The organism is Butyricimonas faecalis (genome assembly GCF_003991565.1).
Lineage (GTDB): Bacteria > Bacteroidota > Bacteroidia > Bacteroidales > Marinifilaceae > Butyricimonas > Butyricimonas faecalis.
On the sequence record NZ_CP032819.1, the window covers coordinates 846,590 to 867,289 of the forward strand.

At 39.3% G+C, this 20,700-nt stretch carries 16 protein-coding genes and 1 pseudogene; 3 read left to right on the plus strand and 14 right to left on the minus strand.

Annotation, left to right across the window (positions count from 1 at the left end):
• Positions 1 to 35: 35 nt before the first annotated feature.
• The 7 genes and pseudogenes from D8S85_RS03550 to D8S85_RS03580 form a co-directional block, all read right to left on the minus strand.
• Positions 36 to 2,497: pseudogene (locus D8S85_RS03550) on the minus strand (Calx-beta domain-containing protein).
• A gap of 23 nt (positions 2,498 to 2,520) precedes the next feature.
• Positions 2,521 to 4,362, minus strand: a complete 1,842-nt coding sequence (locus D8S85_RS03555) for an OmpA family protein (protein ID WP_106624905.1) — start codon at positions 4,360 to 4,362, stop codon at positions 2,521 to 2,523.
• Between the two features lie 26 nt (positions 4,363 to 4,388).
• Entirely contained in the window at positions 4,389 to 4,985 is a 597-nt protein-coding gene (locus tag D8S85_RS03560; protein WP_106625265.1) for a DUF3575 domain-containing protein, read from the minus strand.
• 28 nt (positions 4,986 to 5,013) lie between these two features.
• Positions 5,014 to 5,919, minus strand: a complete 906-nt coding sequence (locus D8S85_RS03565; RefSeq protein ID WP_106624906.1) for a FimB/Mfa2 family fimbrial subunit — start codon at positions 5,917 to 5,919, stop codon at positions 5,014 to 5,016.
• A gap of 98 nt (positions 5,920 to 6,017) precedes the next feature.
• Positions 6,018 to 7,238 carry a FimB/Mfa2 family fimbrial subunit gene (locus tag D8S85_RS03570; protein ID WP_106624907.1) on the minus strand — a complete coding sequence of 407 codons (1,221 nt, stop codon included), beginning with the start codon at positions 7,236 to 7,238 and terminating at the stop codon, positions 6,018 to 6,020.
• A gap of 447 nt (positions 7,239 to 7,685) precedes the next feature.
• A complete protein-coding gene (locus D8S85_RS03575) occupies positions 7,686 to 8,603 on the minus strand; it encodes a tyrosine-type recombinase/integrase (RefSeq protein WP_106624908.1) in 918 nt (305 codons plus the stop codon).
• A 76-nt stretch (positions 8,604 to 8,679) separates the two neighbouring features.
• A complete protein-coding gene (locus tag D8S85_RS03580; protein WP_106624909.1) occupies positions 8,680 to 9,084 on the minus strand; it encodes a bactofilin family protein in 405 nt (134 codons plus the stop codon).
• Positions 9,085 to 9,363: 279 nt separating this feature from the next.
• Here D8S85_RS03580 and queC point away from each other — a divergent pair, with 279 nt between their 5' ends.
• The 3 genes from queC to D8S85_RS03595 all read left to right on the plus strand — a co-directional run bounded on the left by queC (position 9,364) and on the right by D8S85_RS03595 (position 11,491).
• On the plus strand, positions 9,364 to 10,035 hold the full coding sequence (gene queC / locus D8S85_RS03585; protein ID WP_106624910.1) for a 7-cyano-7-deazaguanine synthase QueC: 672 nt from the start codon (positions 9,364 to 9,366) through the stop codon (positions 10,033 to 10,035).
• A gap of 81 nt (positions 10,036 to 10,116) precedes the next feature.
• Complete coding sequence (locus tag D8S85_RS03590) at positions 10,117 to 10,665, plus strand: 6-pyruvoyl trahydropterin synthase family protein (RefSeq protein WP_106624911.1); 549 nt, start codon at positions 10,117 to 10,119, stop codon at positions 10,663 to 10,665.
• A 10-nt stretch (positions 10,666 to 10,675) separates the two neighbouring features.
• Positions 10,676 to 11,491, plus strand: a complete 816-nt coding sequence (locus tag D8S85_RS03595) for a 7-carboxy-7-deazaguanine synthase QueE (RefSeq protein WP_106624912.1) — start codon at positions 10,676 to 10,678, stop codon at positions 11,489 to 11,491.
• Positions 11,492 to 11,539: 48 nt separating this feature from the next.
• On the opposite strand, the gene D8S85_RS03600 is transcribed toward D8S85_RS03595, so the two are convergent.
• The 7 genes from D8S85_RS03600 to D8S85_RS03630 all read right to left on the minus strand — a co-directional run bounded on the left by D8S85_RS03600 (position 11,540) and on the right by D8S85_RS03630 (position 20,699).
• Complete coding sequence (locus D8S85_RS03600; protein ID WP_106624913.1) at positions 11,540 to 12,400, minus strand: DUF7281 domain-containing protein; 861 nt, start codon at positions 12,398 to 12,400, stop codon at positions 11,540 to 11,542.
• A 30-nt stretch (positions 12,401 to 12,430) separates the two neighbouring features.
• The gene (locus D8S85_RS03605; protein ID WP_127075706.1) at positions 12,431 to 16,090 is read right to left on the minus strand and encodes an ATP-binding protein; all 3,660 of its coding nucleotides are present in this window, start codon (positions 16,088 to 16,090) and stop codon (positions 12,431 to 12,433) included.
• Positions 16,074 to 16,625 carry a condensin complex protein MksE gene (locus tag D8S85_RS03610; protein WP_106624914.1) on the minus strand — a complete coding sequence of 184 codons (552 nt, stop codon included), beginning with the start codon at positions 16,623 to 16,625 and terminating at the stop codon, positions 16,074 to 16,076. The genes D8S85_RS03605 and D8S85_RS03610 overlap by 17 nt, the downstream gene beginning before the upstream one ends.
• 20 nt (positions 16,626 to 16,645) lie before the next feature.
• Positions 16,646 to 17,842: a hypothetical protein gene (locus D8S85_RS03615; RefSeq protein ID WP_106624915.1), complete on the minus strand. Its 1,197-nt coding sequence runs from the start codon at positions 17,840 to 17,842 to the stop codon at positions 16,646 to 16,648.
• A 249-nt stretch (positions 17,843 to 18,091) separates the two neighbouring features.
• Positions 18,092 to 18,517 (minus strand): hypothetical protein, encoded by a 426-nt coding sequence (locus D8S85_RS03620; protein WP_106624916.1) that lies wholly within the window; start codon positions 18,515 to 18,517, stop codon positions 18,092 to 18,094.
• Between the two features lie 20 nt (positions 18,518 to 18,537).
• Entirely contained in the window at positions 18,538 to 19,122 is a 585-nt protein-coding gene (locus D8S85_RS03625) for a fasciclin domain-containing protein (RefSeq protein WP_158641705.1), read from the minus strand.
• A gap of 26 nt (positions 19,123 to 19,148) precedes the next feature.
• Positions 19,149 to 20,699 carry a RagB/SusD family nutrient uptake outer membrane protein gene (locus D8S85_RS03630; RefSeq protein WP_106624918.1) on the minus strand — a complete coding sequence of 517 codons (1,551 nt, stop codon included), beginning with the start codon at positions 20,697 to 20,699 and terminating at the stop codon, positions 19,149 to 19,151.
• Between the last annotated feature and the right edge of the window lies 1 nt (position 20,700).

Genomic DNA, 20,700 nt, shown 5'->3' on the forward strand with positions numbered 1-20,700 from the left:
TTTTTATCCATTTTCTCCCCCAAAGGAGTTTCTGTTTATTTACGAATCGTAAACTCAGCCGTGGATTCTGCATCCGAAACACTGATCGGTTGTGCACCCGTAGGTTGAACTACAGATTTGATCTTCAATTTCACTTGTTTTTCCGCTGCATCCATACTATATAACACCACTCCATATACATTCGCGGAACTATGATTTCCATCACCATTGATACGAAGATCATGCATATTCGTGAATACAAAGTCTTTACCTTCTTTAGCAGAAGCATCCGGAATTGTCGTGCAATTCACGATAACATCACTTCCCGTCGCGTTCATTAGCAAAGCCCCATCAGAAGTCCGTACCAAAGACACGGTGAAGAATCCTGACACAACATTATTATTCAATCTGTGATCACCAAGAGAAGCGATCATCAAGCGTGCCGGTTGATCGACAAGAACCCCGCTACAACTCAACAACTCTCCTTCAAAAGCCACGTTCGAACCACTCAAGCAATGTATCTTATTAAAGTTTATCACAACCGTTTTAGGTAATTCATAACGGGTATCCTCCAACGTTTTTACAGAGAAAGATGACTTCTGCGAGCCATTAGCAAACATCACCCTTGGAGTTAAACCCATATCGAAATCAAGAGCATCGGCTGTTCCTTCCCCGTAGATACCATCCACGATTATATTGGCTCCCGTCGAATTTGTTAAAGGAGTTCCATCCGGTTTGAACAATCCAAGTTCGTACAAAATATCTTTTGTTCCCTCTTCTCCCTGTTCCGTGCGTACCATCTTCACAACAGCCTGTTGATCTTCTATAACCGCTTTACCCACGGGCTTCACCAAATAACTTTGTTGCGCATCCGAAAGCACAAGTTCGAATTCTTTCATCCCTTCGATCAAATTATTCGCTTTCACGGAAACCTCTATGTCTTGTTTTACCAAATAACGGTCTGCTGTTCCCCGTGACGGGGTAAACGAAAGTTTGCCTTTTACCGGGGTAAAATTATTCATGACATTAGCCGTTTTCTCTTGTGTAGCATATCCCACGCTTACCGGAATAGGTGCACCTTCCTTGGTTGTCGCATATCCGGTCAACGTAACGGTAAAGATCGCCGTGGCAACTCCATTCACCGGTTTCGTAATCTTCACGTCCGAAACATAAAGACCATGTCCCAGCTTCACAAGACGACTTCCTGCTCCCAAGAAAAGTAATTCTCCGGAAGAAGCCGTATATGCCTGACGATAAGCCGTCGGTTTATTATCTGTCACGTAACGGTCAAACTCTTTTTCACCCGTGGAGGAGTACATACAAACCCGCCCTTCGGAAGAAGATAATAATAATATCTCCCCGCTATTGGTCACCTTCATCTTATCAAAATTACCATCCAGAGAACGTTCAAACTCAACTTTTCCCGTCGGGTGAATACGTATAAACGTCCCTCGACGCCCATTCACATCGTAAGTCGTTACTACAGATTCTCCGGTTACCGGGTTCATCCCTATTCCCTGTACATTTCCCTTGGATGTACCCGAATACAAGGCTGTTCCATCATTACGTAACAAAGCGTAATATCCTTGACTCCCGCTACCTCCAACTAAAATATTACCATTACGAGCCACTTGAAGATGATCTAACATTGCAATTCCTTGATTAGCTGGAATCATATTTTTTGCAAACACAATATCTCCCTCCGGGCGAATCTTGTAAATAATTCCCCCCTCTGCCGGAGAATTACCAATCACAAGTACCGAACCATCATTGATATTGGCATTCAACCCGGTCACGACAAACTGTTTTGCCGGGATTGTTGTCATGTAATAAGGTTTTCCCTTATCATCCAAACGAACCACCAGTGCCTGTTCTTTATCCTTTCCGGCTGAAAACGCCGCACAAATATATTCAATCGAATTTCCCATCACAGCGAACTGGTCACAATACCCCCTCCGGCATTTTTATACTGGTAAACAACACTACCGGTCGGGTCCAGTTTCAACAGAATTCCCTGGCGACCATCGGCTCCTTTCGGTTCCGAGCCGGACACTACGAACGAGCCGCTCCGCAGTAACATTCCTTTCAAGAAATTACTTCCTTGATCCCCTGCATAAATATCAGTAACGATGCGTCCGTTACGTTCAATCACAACGACCCGTCCACATAATGTAATTTTACCTTTTTTACCTTTAACATACTGCATCGTAGACTGTCCTACCACCAAAACCCGGTTGTTATCCAACTCCACAATTTCGTTCACGACAGTAAAACCCATTAAAGAAAGTGAAAAGACCACATTTCCTTCTCGTTCTATCCAGGTCAGGTTATATTTCTGACCTTCTTTACCTACTATAGCTATTTCATCACCGGGCAGCGGGCAAACCAGTTGAATCTGATTTTTATCACCATACACCTTATCGAACACCACCGGCATATACTGAGCCTTCACCTGCAAACAAGTGAAAACGCTCAGCAGGAACAACATCCACACGCTATGAATTCTTATCTTCTTCATATATTATCGTTTACTTTTTAATTCTACCTCTTATGATATATCTCAACACGTCTTGCCCGACGATTCAATTGAATCCAATCAATATTTCCTTCCGATTGTTTTTCCATTTCTTCCTTTATCTCTTCTGGAGAAAGTTTCACCTTACCGTGAGCTTTTATATTGAAATTTATATTGACACCATGATTCTGCAAAAACTCGGCAACCCTCTTTGCTCTTCTTGCAGACAAGGCATAATTGTAATTGTCACTACCCATTTCGTCCGCAAAACCGTCAAACCTCAATTCAGAAAAATAATAAGTGCCCATTTCATTAATAAACCGCTCCAGGCATTGAATGGATTCTGTAGTTAATTTATCCGAATCGAAATTAAAATAAAGAGTCATTAGTAAACCTTCTGGTGCATATTGTTTTAGTGAAATAATTTCCTTGGTAACTGCTTCTGTGGCCCCATTCAATAACAAAACTCCACCTAGAATTGCACTTTCTTCACTCATTCCGAAATAAGGGTCTCCCCGTTGAACCCCCAAATCTTCCTCTGTTTGCAGATAATAAATATCATCCCGGAACTTCATTTCCCGGTCTGAAACAAAATAAGCAGTTCGCAAATCCAGTGGACACATAAAATAGTCATTGAAAACCGAATTCACCGGATAAGGGAAATGACGCACACTGCCCGGGATTACTCCTTCGTGATCATAATCAACATTAAACAGGTCATATCCACCGAAACCGGGTAACCCGTTAGATGAAAAAATAAGATGTCCTTCGTAAAGTATAGGAAAAATTTCATTCCCTTCCGTATTAACATCTGCACCCAAATTCATCGGGGTTCCCCACTCTTGCATCTCTTCGTCCCAATGAACGACATACAAGTCAAATCCACCAAACCCACCCGGCATATCAGAAGTAAACAACAACGACTTTCCATCATTAAACAAATAAGGGTGAGCGTACGAATTTTCCGGATTTTGTGGAAAAATCGGAATGTATTTCCCAAAACGTTTACTCTGGCTTTTGATCACGGAATAATACAATTTGGTACGGAAAGGACGATGCTTTTTATTCACCATTTCCACCGATACATTCTTTTTATCATACTCGATCACAGTGGTCACCATCATTTTCATATCTGATGAAAACGTTACCGGTCCATTCTGCAAATCCACCGGAATCCTCCGGAAATAATCGGAATACCTCGGTGATTTCTGAGCCATCACCTTTTCCCCGGCTTCCTTCAACTCGTAATAGTGTGTACGATGAAAAAATAACTTCCCGGGATCGTTAAACTTACTGTAACTAATGGCATAGAAAGGTTGTTCCCCGTAATTTCCGACCCAATATTCTGCATTCGGCGTATTCAAAGACAACCGTTTGGCCGTGAATCCGGGAAATCCCTGCACAGAATGACGCATAGCAAGAGCCTCCAGGGTATTCTGATAACGTTGGTACCTGCTATACTGATCTTTATAGGCATTATCCAGACAAATTGCCTCGGCTTTCCGAGCCTGACCTTGAAAACGCAACGCATCGATATAATCACACACGTCATCCACGAGAAATAAATCTCGTTCCTGTTCCATTGCCTTCTCGTAATGTTCTATAGCCCAATTATAATCCCGTACCATAAAATACAAGCGCGCAATCTTCAAGTGAAGAGCTGCTTGGTTTTGCACATTCTCTTCTTTTTTAAGAGCCGTTTCATACTGCATCATAGCCTTATTAAACTTTTGCCCCACAAAATTACGGTCAGCACGCCTCTCCACCCGTCCCAACTTACGTTCCTGCGCTTTAACAGGAATTACCCCATCCATCAAGAAAAGGAATGCGGTAGCCAACAAGAGAATTTGTATCTTTTTTTTTCTCATTTTTCAGCAACATTTTATCTGTAACACTAGCGGAATATATTATACGTAAGACTTACGCCAAACTTTGTCGGGCCAATCCATTGCTTAGTCTTTTTGACTTCCAACGGGAAATTCGCGTACTCTCCTCCTAGTTTATATTTATCGTACTGGAAATGAACATACCCGACACCGAGATTCAAATCCAGTCCCAAACGGGAATTAAAAGCAAATTTGTATCCGAAAGTAATACCTCCTGATATTCCCCATCCTTTCCGCCGATAACTCTGGAGAGGATCATTATGTTTCAACAATCCGATATTAAAGTTGCCATACATAGCGTAAGGACCGATATAAAATCCATCCCATGAATCATTTGTATAAAAATTTTGTGGGTTCCAGTAGTAGCGCAACTCTGCAACCCCCGTTAATATGCGAAAAACCTCTTCATGCTTTTTAAACATATACGGTAACCATGCCCCCTCGGCATTTACCGTCAATTGTCGCGTTAACGTGTATTCAAAACCGATATTAGGTGAACCGGTTAACCATAAAGGTATATTTACCTTAACACTTTGTGCCCGTACCCCGCCAAATAAACAAAGTAAAACGGAAACAAGTAAAATATATCGTACAACTGGTTTCATATTATTCTCTTTATTCATGAATATCATATCATTCCATATTCGTATTTCCACTCTCAATATCTTCATTCCATCCCACGATCGAAACTTTGATCACCACGTAAGAATCGATTTCGATAATGATTCGTTGACCATGCAATAACCTGAGTGGCAACCCGGTCTGTTTATCTTTCACTTCCACTGGTAAATGATTGACAGCAATACCGTCACGATCTAGGAATGTATAATTCAGCCGCATAAATTCGCCTTCTATAGACGGTAAATAACGGTAATCAACCTCTAAATACTCATCAGTCGTCTGTGTCGGTAACTTTCCGAAATGAAACATATGATCATCCTCTGTTTGTCGACCAGCAATAGTATCATACTTTAAATATTGTACGGTGGACACCCCTTCTGCCAACAATTGCACATTGGCTATGCGAGACACGTCGCCAGGAAAATTTTTAAAACGTACAGTTATCCGTCCTGTATAATGTTCCAATTCTACCGTGTCGGTATGTAAAATTCCAGGATGATCGATCACAGGCACAAACTTCTGGAACAAGACGTCCGAAGGATGCACGTACTGATTTTTCCCGGAACTGCTATTATTCAACATAAAAGCAGAGGTTTCCAGTTGTTGTTCATCCACAAATGAAAGGCTATCCGTATTCGTATAACAATAGACCTTATATTCACCAGGGGGTAATCTGAAACTAAACAACCCTGCTCTCATACGGGGATCTTTCCATGGGGCAGCCTCGTAACGTGCTCCCACCAACACTCCAGTTTTATCATAAACCAGAACTCGACAGTCACTAACCTTATTATCAACCACTTCTTGTACGTAAACTTGGTAATTGGTTTCATCTTTAAAATAATCATAGGTACATGACACGAGCAGGAGTAGGGTAATCACACCCGTAAATACTATGAGAAGTCTGTTCTTTCCCATATTTAATATTTTTGTTGATTTTACACCGATTTCAGATTACCCGGGAGCAGAGTAATCACACGCTCCCAAGTAATCATCTGAGTGTATAAAAAGGAATTTTACAATGTAAGTGCTGATTCTACTATATTACTACTCCAAGCTACCGGTACAGTAACAGCAATTGTCAAACCACCCTCTTCTCTAGGAGTAGTTGGAACCTCCGTGGAACCTCCGGAACGTAAAGTCAAATTTACTTCACGAATAGTATTGGGTGTAAAGTTCTCCTTGATCAAACCTGACCAATAAACAGGACCCTCAGAGAGCATTTTATCTCCGTTTGCCAGAACATGACCGACTTTACCACGTCCAGAAACAACGATAAAGTATTGACGATCTACTGATGCATCTGCCGTTGAAGCACCATTAATAGTACGTCCTCCATTATTCGGCCACACAATAACATCTCTCCACATCGTAAAATTACCACCCAAAATAACCTTAGGATTATACCCGGAAGTAGGATTAGCCGTGTTGAAAATAGTTCCATCTTTTACTGTCAATACATTGGTATTAATCGACGTTGAACTCACCCCACCTGCAGTTGTAGCCCCAACTTTCATGTTTTCAGGCAAACGGTAAATCATGATAGAAGCATCCTTTGTAAAATCAATCGTATTTTCATTATTCGTCTCGCTATCCTTTACATTCAGACGAACACGCATCATGGCGACTTCACGTTTCAAAGCAACTGCCGGCACGGAAGTGGTAACACCCGCTGTAACATTAATACCTGTTGCTGCTCCCATAAAAATCTCTGACGGTTCAACATAAGCAGTATTACCTGCAGTTGTCTGTTTAGTTGAACAGAATGTCGGGAAAACCCCTGTTTTATGTTTTATCACTAAATTCTGAATTGTTTTCTGACGCACATTCCACATCGTCCATTCAGTTGGAGTTGTACCTCCGTCTATATAAGTGGTGATTGCATCGGAAGAGCTTTTCACGTTCGCAACTGCAACTAATGTATAACCAGTTCCTACCGGTACATCCGTGTACGTGAAAGTAGTCAATGCACTTGACGGATTCACGATGGTTGAATAAACCACTTGACCAGACGAGTTGTACAATAAAAATTGTAGTTGCTTGATATTTGCCCATGAAGTTTCCGGGATTGCCGTGGATTGCGGAGCTCTTCCTTCCATTCCGGTTTTGTCAAAAGTAACCTGAAACGTTAAACCGGCCTTTTCTGGATCCGGATAATCCGAACCACCATTCTTTGAACAAGCACACACTACTACCATTGCGAGCAATGGCCATAATAAACTAATTTTTTTTTTCATAATCCATACTTTAAAATTACCTAACATTTGAAATCTGACAGAATGTCATCAAAAAATTTTACTATACACGATTTAAATTTACCGTTACTTTGTAGGTAACGGTAAAACATAAAATTTCAAATAAAAAAGAGGTCTTTCGGCGGTTTGTTATTTATATAATGAATTTTTGTAGCCCAGAGAAGGCGATCTTGAATACACCCATTTTTAGAAATTAGAGATGGGGAGTAGGTTTTTTTGTCTCCTCCAAAACTACTACTCAAAAAAAATTGAATTATTTTATCATCTATTGAAAAATAATCGTCGCATTATTTGAAATAATAAAAAAATATATATAAATTTGCACACATTAAAAGATTCCGTTACCTACAAAGTAACGGAATCTTTTCTGACTAATTGTCAGATATTTATATCCCCAAACATCACATAATTTCTATATTATTCTCAACACTACACTTTCTTAGACAAAACAAAAGCTACAAGTGCATTATTTAATCGATTCACCTCATCTTCCCGATAACGCTGGAAATAAGTTTCTGTCACCTTTATCGAAGAATGCCCCATTGCATCACAGATCAGACTGGAATTATAATTCTGCCGCAAGGCCGTCGTTGCCCATGTATGGCGTGCCACGTAAGTACTTAGCTGCTCCCTGATCTTCAGAAAATACCCTACTTGCCGCAACCGGTAATTATGCAAGCGTAACATCTTGGAATACTGCCGGTACTCATCCTGCTTGGAGTTCTGAATAATAGGAAGCAAATAAGGAGAATCAGGATATATATCCTTGTACTTCTCGATAATAGCCATCGCCTCGGGGCAAACCACAACAGTCAATTTCCGTCTCGTCTTGTGCCGATGATAAACAATCACATTCCCCTGTAAATCACATCTACGCAAGAATGCTAGGTCAACAAAGGGCATTCCACGCAACAAAAACAACAAGACAAACATGTCCCGGGTAAAAGAAAGTCGTTCAGGCAGAGGCTTTTTATCTGTCATTAATCGACAGATTACCTCTGGGGAAACCGCCCTTTTCACCTGACAATCAATCCCGGTGTGTACCCGACTGAAAAGACGGGGTTTATAAGGGGCAATTCCTCGTTCAACCGCTTGGTTATAAACGGATCTCAACGTCCGCATATATGTTGAAATGGAATTCCATTTCAACTGGTCAGACAATAACTTTCGCTCGAATTGAGATAACAATTCTGGGGTCAATTGCTTAAAACTAACATCACACCCATTCGAAAATTTCTTCAATCGTTTCAAAGTACTTTGATAAACATGAGCAGTACCATCTCGCTGCTCTCGTTCCAACTCAACAATAAGTCGCTCCATAAACTGTGTTAAAAATTCTCGTTTCATTTTCTATCTATTTAGATTTCAATTTAAGTGTTCTATAATTCAGCCTTGGGTAACTTCTTCTCCTTCATGACCTTTTTTACTTTGATGTTTTTTCCTTCACGGGTGCATTCATTCCGGTAGTATTACAAACTCCATCAAACCTGGCATTCGGTTCTATTTCCAGCTTACGCGTATAGACATCACCTTTTACCATACACCCAGATCGCATGTACAGTTCATTCGTCGCGTGAATATCTCCTTGCAACGAACCATATAACACCGCAATATCACAGTTTACATTTCCCTTGACTTTTCCTTGTGAACCAATGACAACTTTCCCTTTACAAATAATGTCTCCCTCTAACGTTCCCTCCAGATGTAATCCTCCCGCAATAGTAATTATCCCTTTCACTATTGTCCCTATTGTTAGCATTGTCAGGTTGTCAGCACTGACTTCTATTAATTTTTCAGAGTCATCTTCATTCTTTTTCTTTCCAAACATATCAAATACGAATTAGTCATTAAAAAAGATGAACACTCTTTGATTTTCAAATATTAGTATCTGACAAATATAAAATAAATGGGGAAAATAAGAGCAAAATAGTAAATAAAAAAAGTTTTATAAAAGTGAAAAACGAACGTAATTAATGCCGCACGGCAAGATTTCCGATGATCAAAATAACTGACAAAAAGTCTTATTAATTACTCATTCCATATCTTATTGATCGTAACCCGAAATATATTACCTTTGCATCTATAAATAAAAGAAGAAAGAAAAATCATGAAGAAAGCACTTGTTTTATTATCCGGTGGACTGGATTCCACGACAGCTCTATACGTTGCCAAAGAACAAGGATTTGATGAATTATATGCCATCACCTTCGAGTACGGGCAAAAACACGATAAAGAGATAAAAGCGGCAAAAGCCGTGGCAAAAGCTGCCGGAGTAAAAGAACACAAATTCGTGAAGATCATGCTGAACCAATGGGATGGATGTTCCCTCACAGACGAGAAAATGGATATTCACGACGGAGATATAAACCGGACTACTATTCCGGACACGTACGTTCCAGCCCGAAACATGGTATTTCTTTCCGTGGCGGCCTCCTATGCCGACGCCCTCGATATCACTGACATTTTTATCGGGGTCAGCGAAGTGGATTATTCCGGGTACGTGGACTGCCGGGAGGAATTCATCCGTTCCATGGAACAAACGATCAACTTGGGAACCGTTCTCGGTGCCGAGAAAAAACAAAAAATCACCCTTCACGCTCCTTTCATGCACATGACCAAAGCCGACGAGGTACGTTTAGGCGATCGTCTAGGGGTTGACTACAGCCTCACCTGGACCTGTTACCGCGGCAATGAAAAACCTTGCGGCACCTGCGATAGTTGCCTTCTCCGGGCCAAAGCATTTGAAGAGGCAGGAATAAAGGATCCGTTAGTTAATTGAAAATGGAGAATTGAAAATGAAAAAAACGATGTAATATCAAAAATCAAGAAATTAGTCGGATTTAAAATCTAAAATTGATACATGTTAATCAGAAAGTTATTCAAATTCGAGGGGGCACACATCGTGCGGAATTGTTCTTCACATCGTTGTCGGGAGAACATTCATGGACATTCATACATCGTGGAAGTGTTTATCACGTCCGACAAGTTGGACCGGGGATATATGGTGATGGACTTCGTGCTGCTGGATAAAGTGAAGGAACTTGTGGATAGTTTTGACCACACCTACTCGCTGTGGCAGGAAGAATCCGATGATTTGAAGACTTTTATCTACAAATATAACCGGCGGGTGGCAGAAATCCCCGTCTCTCCTTCTGCAGAAGGGTACGCTTTGTTGCTCCTTTACTTGATCGACAAAATTCTGCAAAACACGGAGCATAAAAACGGAGAAGGAAACGTACGGCTCTCTTCTGTTCGGGTACACGAAACGGCAACCGGGTATGCCGAGGCTTTCCGGGAAGACTTGAAACTCGTGAACTTCAATATTCATGATATCCGTTTTTCCGAGGCTATCCGGGAAGAATGGAAAGATGAGCTGTGGTGGGAAGAAATGAAAAAAGATAAAAACTAAAAACTTAAGCATGTTGCATTTGGCAAAAGATGGTATATTCCCCATCACGAAAGACAAGGACGGAAAACTGCTAAAGGAATTACCTGCCTCGGGATTACACGTGCCGGGAACGATTCAAGGCGAGGGAAAATTAAACGGCATACCTTCCCTGTTTATCCGGTTAGCCGGGTGTAACCTCCATTGCACGTGGAAAACACTTGCCGGGAACACTTGCGAATGCGACACGGCATATGCCGCTTTTAAAGTTGAGAATTCATTCTCCCTACCAATAAGAGAGATCATACAAATTATCGGTCACAACCGGGGAAACATAGATCATCTCGTGATCACGGGTGGTGAACCTTTCTTGCAAGCGGATAAAGTCAAGGAGTTGTGTCTGCAATTAAAAAAAGAGGCCCATTTTCACATTACCGTCGAAACTAACGCCACGCTTTATGTAGAAGAGTGTGCCCAAACGATCGACTTTTTTAGTCTTTCTCCCAAATTGTCAGGCTCTGTTCCTCCCACTCCCTACGCAGAGCACCACAACAATACCCGTATCAACATTCCGGCCATACAATCATTTATCACGCACGTACGCAAAAACAAAAAAGAATTTCAACTAAAATTCGTTTACTCCGGGGAAAACGACGTGAGTGAAATTCAAGCACTCTTGAGACAACTAGACGGATGGGCAAACGAAGACATTTTGTTAATGCCCATGGGTGCCACTCCCGAAGAATTAAACCTCTCGATCCCTAAAACACTGGAACATTGCATCCGAAACGGATGGCGTTTCTGCGATCGACTGCATATATCTCTTTTTGGAAATAAGCAAGGAGTATAAATCAAAAAACTACAGGAAACCCTCAAGTTATTTCTGCCATTTTTAGAATCAGACAATATACCCTTCCTGCTCGTATACTTTCCGATAACGATGAATCATTTCAACCAACCAATTCAAACGTGAATCAATAATCTTCATATTCCTATATCGGAGATATTGAGCATTATACAACTTTTCATTACCCGTTCTCAATCTTTCCTCGATATCCTTAGGGACGAAAAAACTTGCCCTTTCACCAAGAATCCTGTAAAATTCAGATTGATATATACTTATACCCGCCAGATCATAATCACCAAAATGAATGTACTCATTAGATATCCCCCTAAGCCAATCTTTCAAATCAGACGACTGCGGATAACGGGATACAAAAAGTATCTTTTTGTTACCGAACAAATATTTCTGATGACGGATATACCGAAAATTTTCTCCATTTTCAATACCAACAATTACAACGTCGGATGGGATATGGAATTTTTCGGGATTTTGTATAAAAACAGCAGTACTCTCAGTAGGCGAAATAATAAAATCAGAGTCACCCATCATTGCTTTTACAGGTTCATAACTATTCACAAGAAAACCTCGGAACGTTCTTAACTTCACTGATTTAGAGTTTCCTGTTTCTTGTACAAGCATATGGCGTCCCAAGGCATCATCATCTTCACTCAAAACTTCAATCCACCGTTCAAGTGCCGTGCCTGAGGTGTATTTATCTTTAACATATCTACGACAGGCCTCAACATCCGTCAGACGATACGAATACCTGCTACCGCGAGCAACAGCAGAGATGAGTCCTTCTTCTTTAAGTTCGTCAGCGATCCAATGTGGCAAAGAGCTTGAAGGAAGCGACTCTCCGCCAAACATACGCAATACTTTTCTCGCTATCGAAACTGTAAATTTATTTCTCTCCATATTTCAAAATGCATTACCGAAACAAATCTTCTATTTACGTGTAAGCAATGGTACAATTCTGGTATTACTCCGGGAATCCTTGCTTAACAGATAAGTATATTTATAATCCTCAACATTATATGTTGTAGGAGAACTGTTTACTAGAAGGATATTTCGACAATTAGCAAAATCAAGTATCCCTTTTACGTTATTAGGATGCAGTTTACCTATTTCGTCCATCATGCAATGTACTTTGAAATCTCTAAATTTTCTTGAAGCCTTTTCCTTGAATACATTAATAAGCATAATATTCACCATAGCTTTTACCAAAATATCTGTTCCATCGGAACCTACATTCGCAATTTTCTCTACCCACCCGGTATCGTTGTCATTTTCCACTACACGGAACTGCAGATTAAAGGTGTCGGATACAACCAGACTTTTGCGCGACGGCTCGTCCTTGAGGAGTTTACTGAATGTATTCAAGTATTTCACGGCCCGAAGATTGACATTTTCACGCGAATCTTGTGAAAACAGATCCATCTCTCCCATGTTGAAGCTATTCTCGTTATTGAATTTCATTATTTCGGTCAACAACTGCATGAGCTTATCGTTACTTTGCTGCGGACGAAGTTCGATGCTACGTATCACTCCGGCAAAATTCCGTTTCACGAAATCATCGTTTATATCATTTATCGTTTTATGTATTTCACTTTCATTCTGGGTAAGGTTCCCCGTTTCTTTTGATACTCGTCGGATTATATTCACATACCTTTCACTTATACGATTTTGATATTCAGCAATCTTATTATTCTCTACAAACTCACTCAAATTGGATGCAAAATCCATATAGTCCGAATCACTTACAAGTGCCAAGGGAAAACTGAAAGTATTCCTTGCCGTAAAATTACTATTAAAAAGATTTACGGCCTTCTTAAAATTCTCCGTATCCTTACTCAAGGAAATAATAAGACTTTTCAGTTCTTCAATAATAATTCCACATGTCTTTTTGGTAACAAGTTCACATGACGTGTATGATTCCGGTGGACAAAAATTTTCATCCTTTCTAAAACTATCAAGTACATCAAAATCCTTCTTTATAGAGTTTCTCTCGTTATCTCTGGCATCCACTTCATTTTTTGCAGCATTATACTGATCAATAAGTTTTTTCTTCCTCAATGCATATTTTTCATTCAAGTCATTAAGATGCAACTCATTATTTTTCTTATCGTCACGCAATTGCTGCTCCCGGTCAAAAAGTTCTCTTTTATCCTTTTCATAATCCGACACTAAAGAACGTTTACTAGATATGTATTTCAATTCGTTTTTTATAGAATTTATCTTTGACTTGTATACATCTATAACCGATGTATCGGCCCCTTTACCGCTTAGTTCATCATTTTGAAGTTTGAATAGCTCTTTTTTCTTGATTTCCATTTCCAACCGATGATCAGAAATTTCATTTCCAATAGCCTCTGTTTCGCTGTCTACAGCAAGCCTTTCTCTCTTTTCGGCCTTTCTTTGTTCATCATAAATAAGACCTATGCGCTTATCCCTTTCCTTTTTTAATACTCCCTCATCATCAGAGCATTTCTGTCTTTCCTTTTCCTTACCGCCGATGCTTATTTCTATTTCTTCCAACTGTTTTTTCTTCCACTCATCTTCCTTGCGTTGCCAGGATACCAATTCTGCTTTCAAGTTTTTCATCTTTGTCGGATACTGCTGAAGCTGACTCTCAAGAAGATGCATCTCGTTTGATATCACGGAAATTTGCCTTCTGTATTTATTCCTTATAGATTCTGCTTGCTTTTCTTTTTCCTCATTCAGTAGATTAATCTTTCTCGTATCAGCATCTCTTTCAGAAGATTTAGTTTCAAATTCCGCCTCTAGTTGCTCGGGAGTACGTAGATCACGTTCCACTCCTGCAAGATTTACCTTCACACCAAAGAAATTATTACCGTCTTCCCCAAGTTGCGGACTAAGATTCTGATTATAGAGAATCAGTTTCTCGTCTGCAATCTTACCAATACTTTCCTGCCATCCGGGCTTATTCTTTTCAAGCCATTCGCAAAAGGAGCCTTTACTATTGTCTATAAGAATTCGCAAGGCCTCCATTTCAACATCCAATTGTTTTCTATGACATACGATATCATCAATTTCTGTATCATATTTCTTGTCGGAGAGCCCTGTTTCCTCTTGTGATTTTTGTCGGAAGCGGTCACAATCCAACTTCATACGCTCCACTTTCATGGCTGTATCTTTTTCTTCGACAGACAGAGATCTCAACTGATCTTCATAATCATCTATTTCCGTTTTAAAATGAACCGTATACTCTATTTTGGTCTTTTGCTGTTTTAAATTGAATATCTCCTCTAGTATGAAAGATTTATTATCTGACAATGTTTTCAGCTTTTCGTCATAAATAGTCCTTATTTCGTCAACCTGCTCGTCACATGTCTTTTTCAGGGCAGATATTTTATTATTGAGTTTCTCTTTCAAAAGAAGAATTCTTTTATTCGATTCATTTTCAAATTTTACAAATTCAGCATCAATTCCTTGCTCAAGCAAATTATATTTGCGGATAATATCACTATACGTGTTCGTCAACTCGTTATACATCCGAGTCAAAGATTTCAACTCGTATTCCAATGCAGGCTCTTTACTTACTCTTGATATTACCTCATTTATATGCTCCTGTTCATAATATTGATGTTTTCTCTTGACACTCTTCAAATCTGATTCTATGATTCCACTTTGCTTTACAAGTTTGTCACGCTCCTGTTCAAACTTGTCTTTCTCTTCGTTAAGCAAACGATTATAACGTTCAACCTCCTTGTTCAAAGAAGCAATCTGTTCTTCGAGCCTTGGAAGCATCTGCAATGCCATTTTTTCCGAATAATTAAGCTCTGCCCTGCCGTCATCTATCTGCTTTTTTGAATACAAAAGCTTTCTATATCCTTTTATTACCGAATCGGCTTGTCTTCTGACCGGAACAACACCATTCTTATCCTGCTTTATCCAAAGCATCACATCGGAATATTCCTGTTCAAACGATTCAATCTGACTGCGATAATATCCCAAATCAATAATAAACTCATCATCATTCATTGACTGTATGATGGTATCTTTTATAAAATCCGCATCAAGTTTTGAATTTAAAAATACATTCTGGATTGTACGGGGTATATTCTGGTATCTGGGGCTTTCCACGATGGCATATTTACGAAACTGCACCATCTCCGGCTTTCTGTTGTTACCGAATATGATATCACGAAACATATCGTATCCTGAAACTAATGAAGAGGCATTACTGCCGGAATTGGAAATGCGTGTACGAATCTCGCTCCAGTCTGCCGACACCTCGTTTTCTCCGTTTACAAACCACTCTTTCCGGTAGGGGGTATCAATAAACCGAAAAGCAGCCCTTCCCATCGACTTCGTTACCACTACCGTGTAAGCGCCATTCTCGCGCATCACCTCGTAAATGATATAGGAATTGGCATAAGGGAGATAGAATGTATCGAAATTCATCTTTTCTTTCGGAATTCCCAACCTAAGTTTATCCGCATTATAAAAGAACAGAACTGCACGCAGAAGAGTACTTTTTCCTACTCCCTGCGTTCCTATAAAGTGTACATTACCGTCAACTTTTACTTCGGCATACGGCACATGGGCGCTATTAAGAAAAATAACCTTATTGAGATATCTCATCATTCATTTCCTCCGATATCGTTATGCAGTCCACTAAATCCTCCATATAGTGAAATGCAGTTAATACTTTATACGTATTGTCATGCTCGTTCTCCAACTCAATCATCCCCGACTTTTCAAGTTCCAATACAAGTTTTTCTACAACTTCATTGTATTTCTTCTTATCTGAAAAAAGTTTGGAAGCCTTCTCCTTTAGTTCTATCTGACAACTAATCTGTACCTCTATGTCGGCAGGACGAAATTTAAATCCCGGCCCAAAGGTAGCATCATAGGTTTTCAAGAAACTCAAATAGTCTATCCACTTCATTACCGCCTCAAGTTTACGCTCAAGATCCACCTTGGATTCCTGACGGGTAAACATATAATACCCGTCACCACCTTCAAGATAGAAACCAATTCCTTTATAATACTCATAATAATCCGTGAAGTCTTCTTCTAAAGCATCATAAAACCGTTTTATCGCAGACGATACACTATTAGCTGAGATGAAACCTCCCTTACTTAGTATATTGAATATTTCTTCCGTATATCTCATGTTGAATTTAAATTTTAAAGTTATTTGGAATACACGACAGGATACTCCACGCCATAGCTTGTTTCATAAACATCAGTAAAATTCAGGTTATCTGCATATTGCGATGCTATCTGACAGAAATACAAAATCTTGCAGTCAACACTCAGATCCTTGTGATAATTATAGTTCATAACAAACTTAAACAAATGACTGCTCGAAGCTGTAAAAGCATTATAGACTTCCTGCAAATTAACAGAATCCATGATTTCACTACTGCCATACAAATACTCTTCCGGAATGGCTCCGGCTATATTCTTGGGTCCCTTACTCTGTTTTTTTCTTCTGGCAACAACTTTCTTTATCAATTCGAGAGCCGTAGTAGAGGTTCGCAAATAATCGATAGAGAGTTTTATACGATAATTTGTCTGAGACTCCATCCATACAGGATTCCTAAGACTGAGAACTTGACGGATATCACTTTTCTCCTCCAATAGAAACTGATCTCGAAGATACTTCAGACGGCGCACTTTCTCGAAAATACGGTTCTGATAAGCAATCAAATTCAAATAATGAATTATCTGTTTCTCTATCTCGATCAGATTATGGTAAGAATCGTTCAACTGATATTTCACATCGTTCACAACCATTCGCATCTGCGTATCCATGGCAACTCTAAAAAACACCGGTTGCTGATTCTCTATCACATCCTCACTCCTATTGATGAGCATGGCTATGTTCTTACGCTTTTCATCCAAATTTCTCAGTTTAGAAAGTTTAATCTGATAACTTGGTTCATTCTTATATGTATTGTCAATATTACGTTTCAAATCGATAACATTACGCACAGTAATCATTGCAATATTTTTCAAACATCGTTTGACTTCCCTCTGATAATTATACTTACGCTGTTCATTATCTTCTTTCAGATAATATTCTATATTCTCATTGAGACTTCCCAGATAATCATTAACAAAAGAAACATTGATATTTTCATTCACTTGCAATACATCTTCAAAAAATTTCAGATATACATCCTCCATCTCGAGAAAATTTCCGCTGTCTCTTATTATTCCATAGTCAATAAGATACTTTATCCTTTCTTCCTTATACTCCGTAAGCTCCAAGGCATAGTCGTACTTAAAAGAAGACGATGTTCTTTTGTGGAACATTTCCTTTAGCAGAACCTTCTCCCTTTCAAGAACTCGTAAAAGTTCATCTATGGATTTAAAAGTATTCATACAATATCACTTATAAATTCTGAAATCCTTCAATACCTGCTTGATAACTATCGATTATACATACTAACATTTTTCACTCAATGGAATGAATAATTTTACTCATCACAAAGATAAAAATATATTTGATGAATATTCAAGGCGCACGAGTACCATAAATAAAAGGACCACGTGTGACAACGCTTTTTCAAGAAAACAAAATAAGGGATCCGCACAACACGGACCCCTCAAGCCTCTACGATCGCTCTTTGTTTACTTCACGATAAAAGTGTAAACATCTTTTAGAACATGGCTATATCCCTCGTTTGTAATCCGGATCGAAACCACATACTTACCTGCTGGAGCTTTGTGTTCTAAAGGATAATAAAAACTACCGTTTCCTATAATACTCAATTCCTGTTTAAACATCACGGCATCCCCTCCTTCTGTTGCTGTCACTTCCTCGATAGTATAAATCAACGGAGCAGTTCCCTCTATTCCCTGAATGGGTTGTGTTACCCAAGGTGCATTATTCTTTATACGTTGGGCATCTGCAATCTCATCCAGCTCCCCGATTTGAGGTATTTCCATGTAATCAGGCATATATTCGGCATTTTCAGTCTCTAAGTATCCTACCGTAACATCATTACACGCAACAAGAAACACGACACATATTAAATATATAAAATAACCTCTCATAATCCATTATTTAAAGTTCATTATAATCCACCTAACACGTAATTATAGCTCAACGAATGTACAACCCCATTGGTAGGCTGTATGTTAGAAGAAGCAACATCAATAGTCACATTTCCCTTTAAATAGATCACCCGCACTCCCCCTTCTACAACATTGCCATAATCCTCATAAAACAACCCCATCCAAATACTCTTCCCAGAAAGAGTCGTATAAACATCTCCTCCTTCCTGTGTAAGATATTCTCCTTTGGGAATATCGTCACGCAATATTTTCCCGGCAAACAAATGATCCTTAACAATTTTAATACAATCATCCTTATCTATGTCATTGATGGAAGTTATAAACTTGTTATTCATCCACTTTCTAACAGAGTGATTCGTGGGACCTATAAACGTGATCGGGTCTTCCCCCTCGAACAAAGGCACCAACTCTGCCCTTTCTATTATCAAACGTATTGAATCCCAATTATAAGAATCACTTTTTAGATATTCATACATATTTCCGTCGAAATGCTCTTTAGCTAATCCCGTATTCTCAAAATTCCAATTTGTAGAACACCCTCCTAATGCAAGGAGTACGATCATTGTAACTAATAATTTACTCATAACTACACTGTATATTTTACCAATCATTACCATCTTGCTAACCAATACGGATTCTGACGCATTAAAGTATTGCGCTGCATTTCCGTATCCATTATCGGAACATATAACGCTCCATCTTTTACATCTTGTTCGGTAAGTTGCTCAAATACCTCCGAAATCATTCCCGGAAGAGTATAATACCCATTCCGAACAATATCATAATAGCGTTCTCCGTCAAAAAACATTTCCCGTTCTCTCTCCCGGAATATTGCCATCTGCAAACCTTCCGTATCAGTATCTGCGGGATATGCTTTTGCATGAGCCCGATTTCTAACACAATTCAAATCATCTTCTGCTCCCGGCAAATTTGCACGACAACGTGCTTCAGCCCGTAATAAATAAATCTCTGCCAAACGCCAGAATATTTTATTCCCATCCACATTTATCATTTCTGCCGGATCCCAAGCAGCATCCAACAATGGTTTACGCCAGAAATAGGGATAAGCGAATCCACCCGTGATCTCCTCATCAGCAGCTGCCATTTCATCAAATTTCCAGAAATAAGCCGTACGTCTCAAATCTCCATCACTCCAGATTTTCTTTACCCGATCGTTTTTTATCAAATAAAGATTTTCATATTGATTATTAGACAACGAGCCAAATGGATTTAACGGATAACCTCCAGAACCATAGTTTTCTCCTATATGGAAATTTATCCCTGGAGAAAAACGTCCGGTCGTGAAACCAAAATCAATACTACTATTCAACAATTCAAAAACAGACTCAGAACTCAAGCGATCCATGACAACAGAACAGACTTCTTCGGGCGTGTCAACCATTTTATAAATCCCCACTTTATTTTCAATAATTAAAGTACAGTACTTTTCTGTCTCTTTGTAAGCATCCGGATCATTGAACACACCACCTTTCCACGCATAGATGTTAGCTAAAAGCGCCGCAGCCGCTCCTTTATGTGCATAATATTTTTTCAATTTCTGTCCGTTATAATCAACCGCTTCCTCGTAATTCTTTAACAGATCAAAAGCCCTCAAAGCATTGGACAACGCCGTATCCAATACAACTTTCGCATCACTACGTCCTAACGGATCTATACTTTTGGAATCTCTCGTAATCGGAGCATTCCCCCAACGCCGAGCAATTTCATAATACATTAACCCTTTGGCAAAATAACAATGTCCTCTATAAAAATTCTCTCTGTCTTTAGGCAAATCCTGCACCCGATACAGATTATCCAATATCAAATTGGATTGAAAAATTACATTATAATGAAGCAGCCAACTCGTTCCGTCAACTTTTTTAAAAGCTTCAGCAGAAAGATTTTTCAATTCATCGGCATAAGAGTAATATTCATTACATTGATCATATACCAGTCCCATTTTATGATGCGGTTGCAATTGATATTGAAAATATACTTCTCGTAATTTAGCATACATATCAATATACGTTTTATGCACATCCTGTTCATTTTGAAAATAATTCGTATAGGTTACAGCAATCTCAGGCTCTACATCCAACATGTTGTCACAAGAACAACATAGTAATAATCCCGCTATATACAACAATCTTTTCAGTCTCATG

Excerpts from the sequence above, each read along its gene's own strand:
- D8S85_RS03555 (WP_106624905.1), bottom strand. The coding sequence starts at position 4,362 with ATGAGAAAAAAAAAGATACAAATTCTCTTGTTGGCTACCGCATTCCTT.
- D8S85_RS03560 (WP_106625265.1), bottom strand. The coding sequence starts at position 4,985 with ATGAAACCAGTTGTACGATATATTTTACTTGTTTCCGTTTTACTTTGT.
- D8S85_RS03565 (WP_106624906.1), bottom strand. The coding sequence starts at position 5,919 with ATGGGAAAGAACAGACTTCTCATAGTATTTACGGGTGTGATTACCCTA.
- D8S85_RS03570 (WP_106624907.1), bottom strand. The coding sequence starts at position 7,238 with ATGAAAAAAAAAATTAGTTTATTATGGCCATTGCTCGCAATGGTAGTA.
- D8S85_RS03575 (WP_106624908.1), bottom strand. The coding sequence starts at position 8,603 with ATGAAACGAGAATTTTTAACACAGTTTATGGAGCGACTTATTGTTGAG.
- D8S85_RS03580 (WP_106624909.1), bottom strand. The coding sequence starts at position 9,084 with ATGTTTGGAAAGAAAAAGAATGAAGATGACTCTGAAAAATTAATAGAA.
- queC (WP_106624910.1), top strand. The coding sequence starts at position 9,364 with ATGAAGAAAGCACTTGTTTTATTATCCGGTGGACTGGATTCCACGACA.
- D8S85_RS03590 (WP_106624911.1), top strand. The coding sequence starts at position 10,117 with ATGTTAATCAGAAAGTTATTCAAATTCGAGGGGGCACACATCGTGCGG.
- D8S85_RS03595 (WP_106624912.1), top strand. The coding sequence starts at position 10,676 with ATGTTGCATTTGGCAAAAGATGGTATATTCCCCATCACGAAAGACAAG.
- D8S85_RS03600 (WP_106624913.1), bottom strand. The coding sequence starts at position 12,400 with ATGGAGAGAAATAAATTTACAGTTTCGATAGCGAGAAAAGTATTGCGT.
- D8S85_RS03605 (WP_127075706.1), bottom strand. The coding sequence starts at position 16,090 with ATGAGATATCTCAATAAGGTTATTTTTCTTAATAGCGCCCATGTGCCG.
- D8S85_RS03610 (WP_106624914.1), bottom strand. The coding sequence starts at position 16,625 with ATGAGATATACGGAAGAAATATTCAATATACTAAGTAAGGGAGGTTTC.
- D8S85_RS03615 (WP_106624915.1), bottom strand. The coding sequence starts at position 17,842 with ATGAATACTTTTAAATCCATAGATGAACTTTTACGAGTTCTTGAAAGG.
- D8S85_RS03620 (WP_106624916.1), bottom strand. The coding sequence starts at position 18,517 with ATGAGAGGTTATTTTATATATTTAATATGTGTCGTGTTTCTTGTTGCG.
- D8S85_RS03625 (WP_158641705.1), bottom strand. The coding sequence starts at position 19,122 with ATGAGTAAATTATTAGTTACAATGATCGTACTCCTTGCATTAGGAGGG.
- D8S85_RS03630 (WP_106624918.1), bottom strand. The coding sequence starts at position 20,699 with ATGAGACTGAAAAGATTGTTGTATATAGCGGGATTATTACTATGTTGT.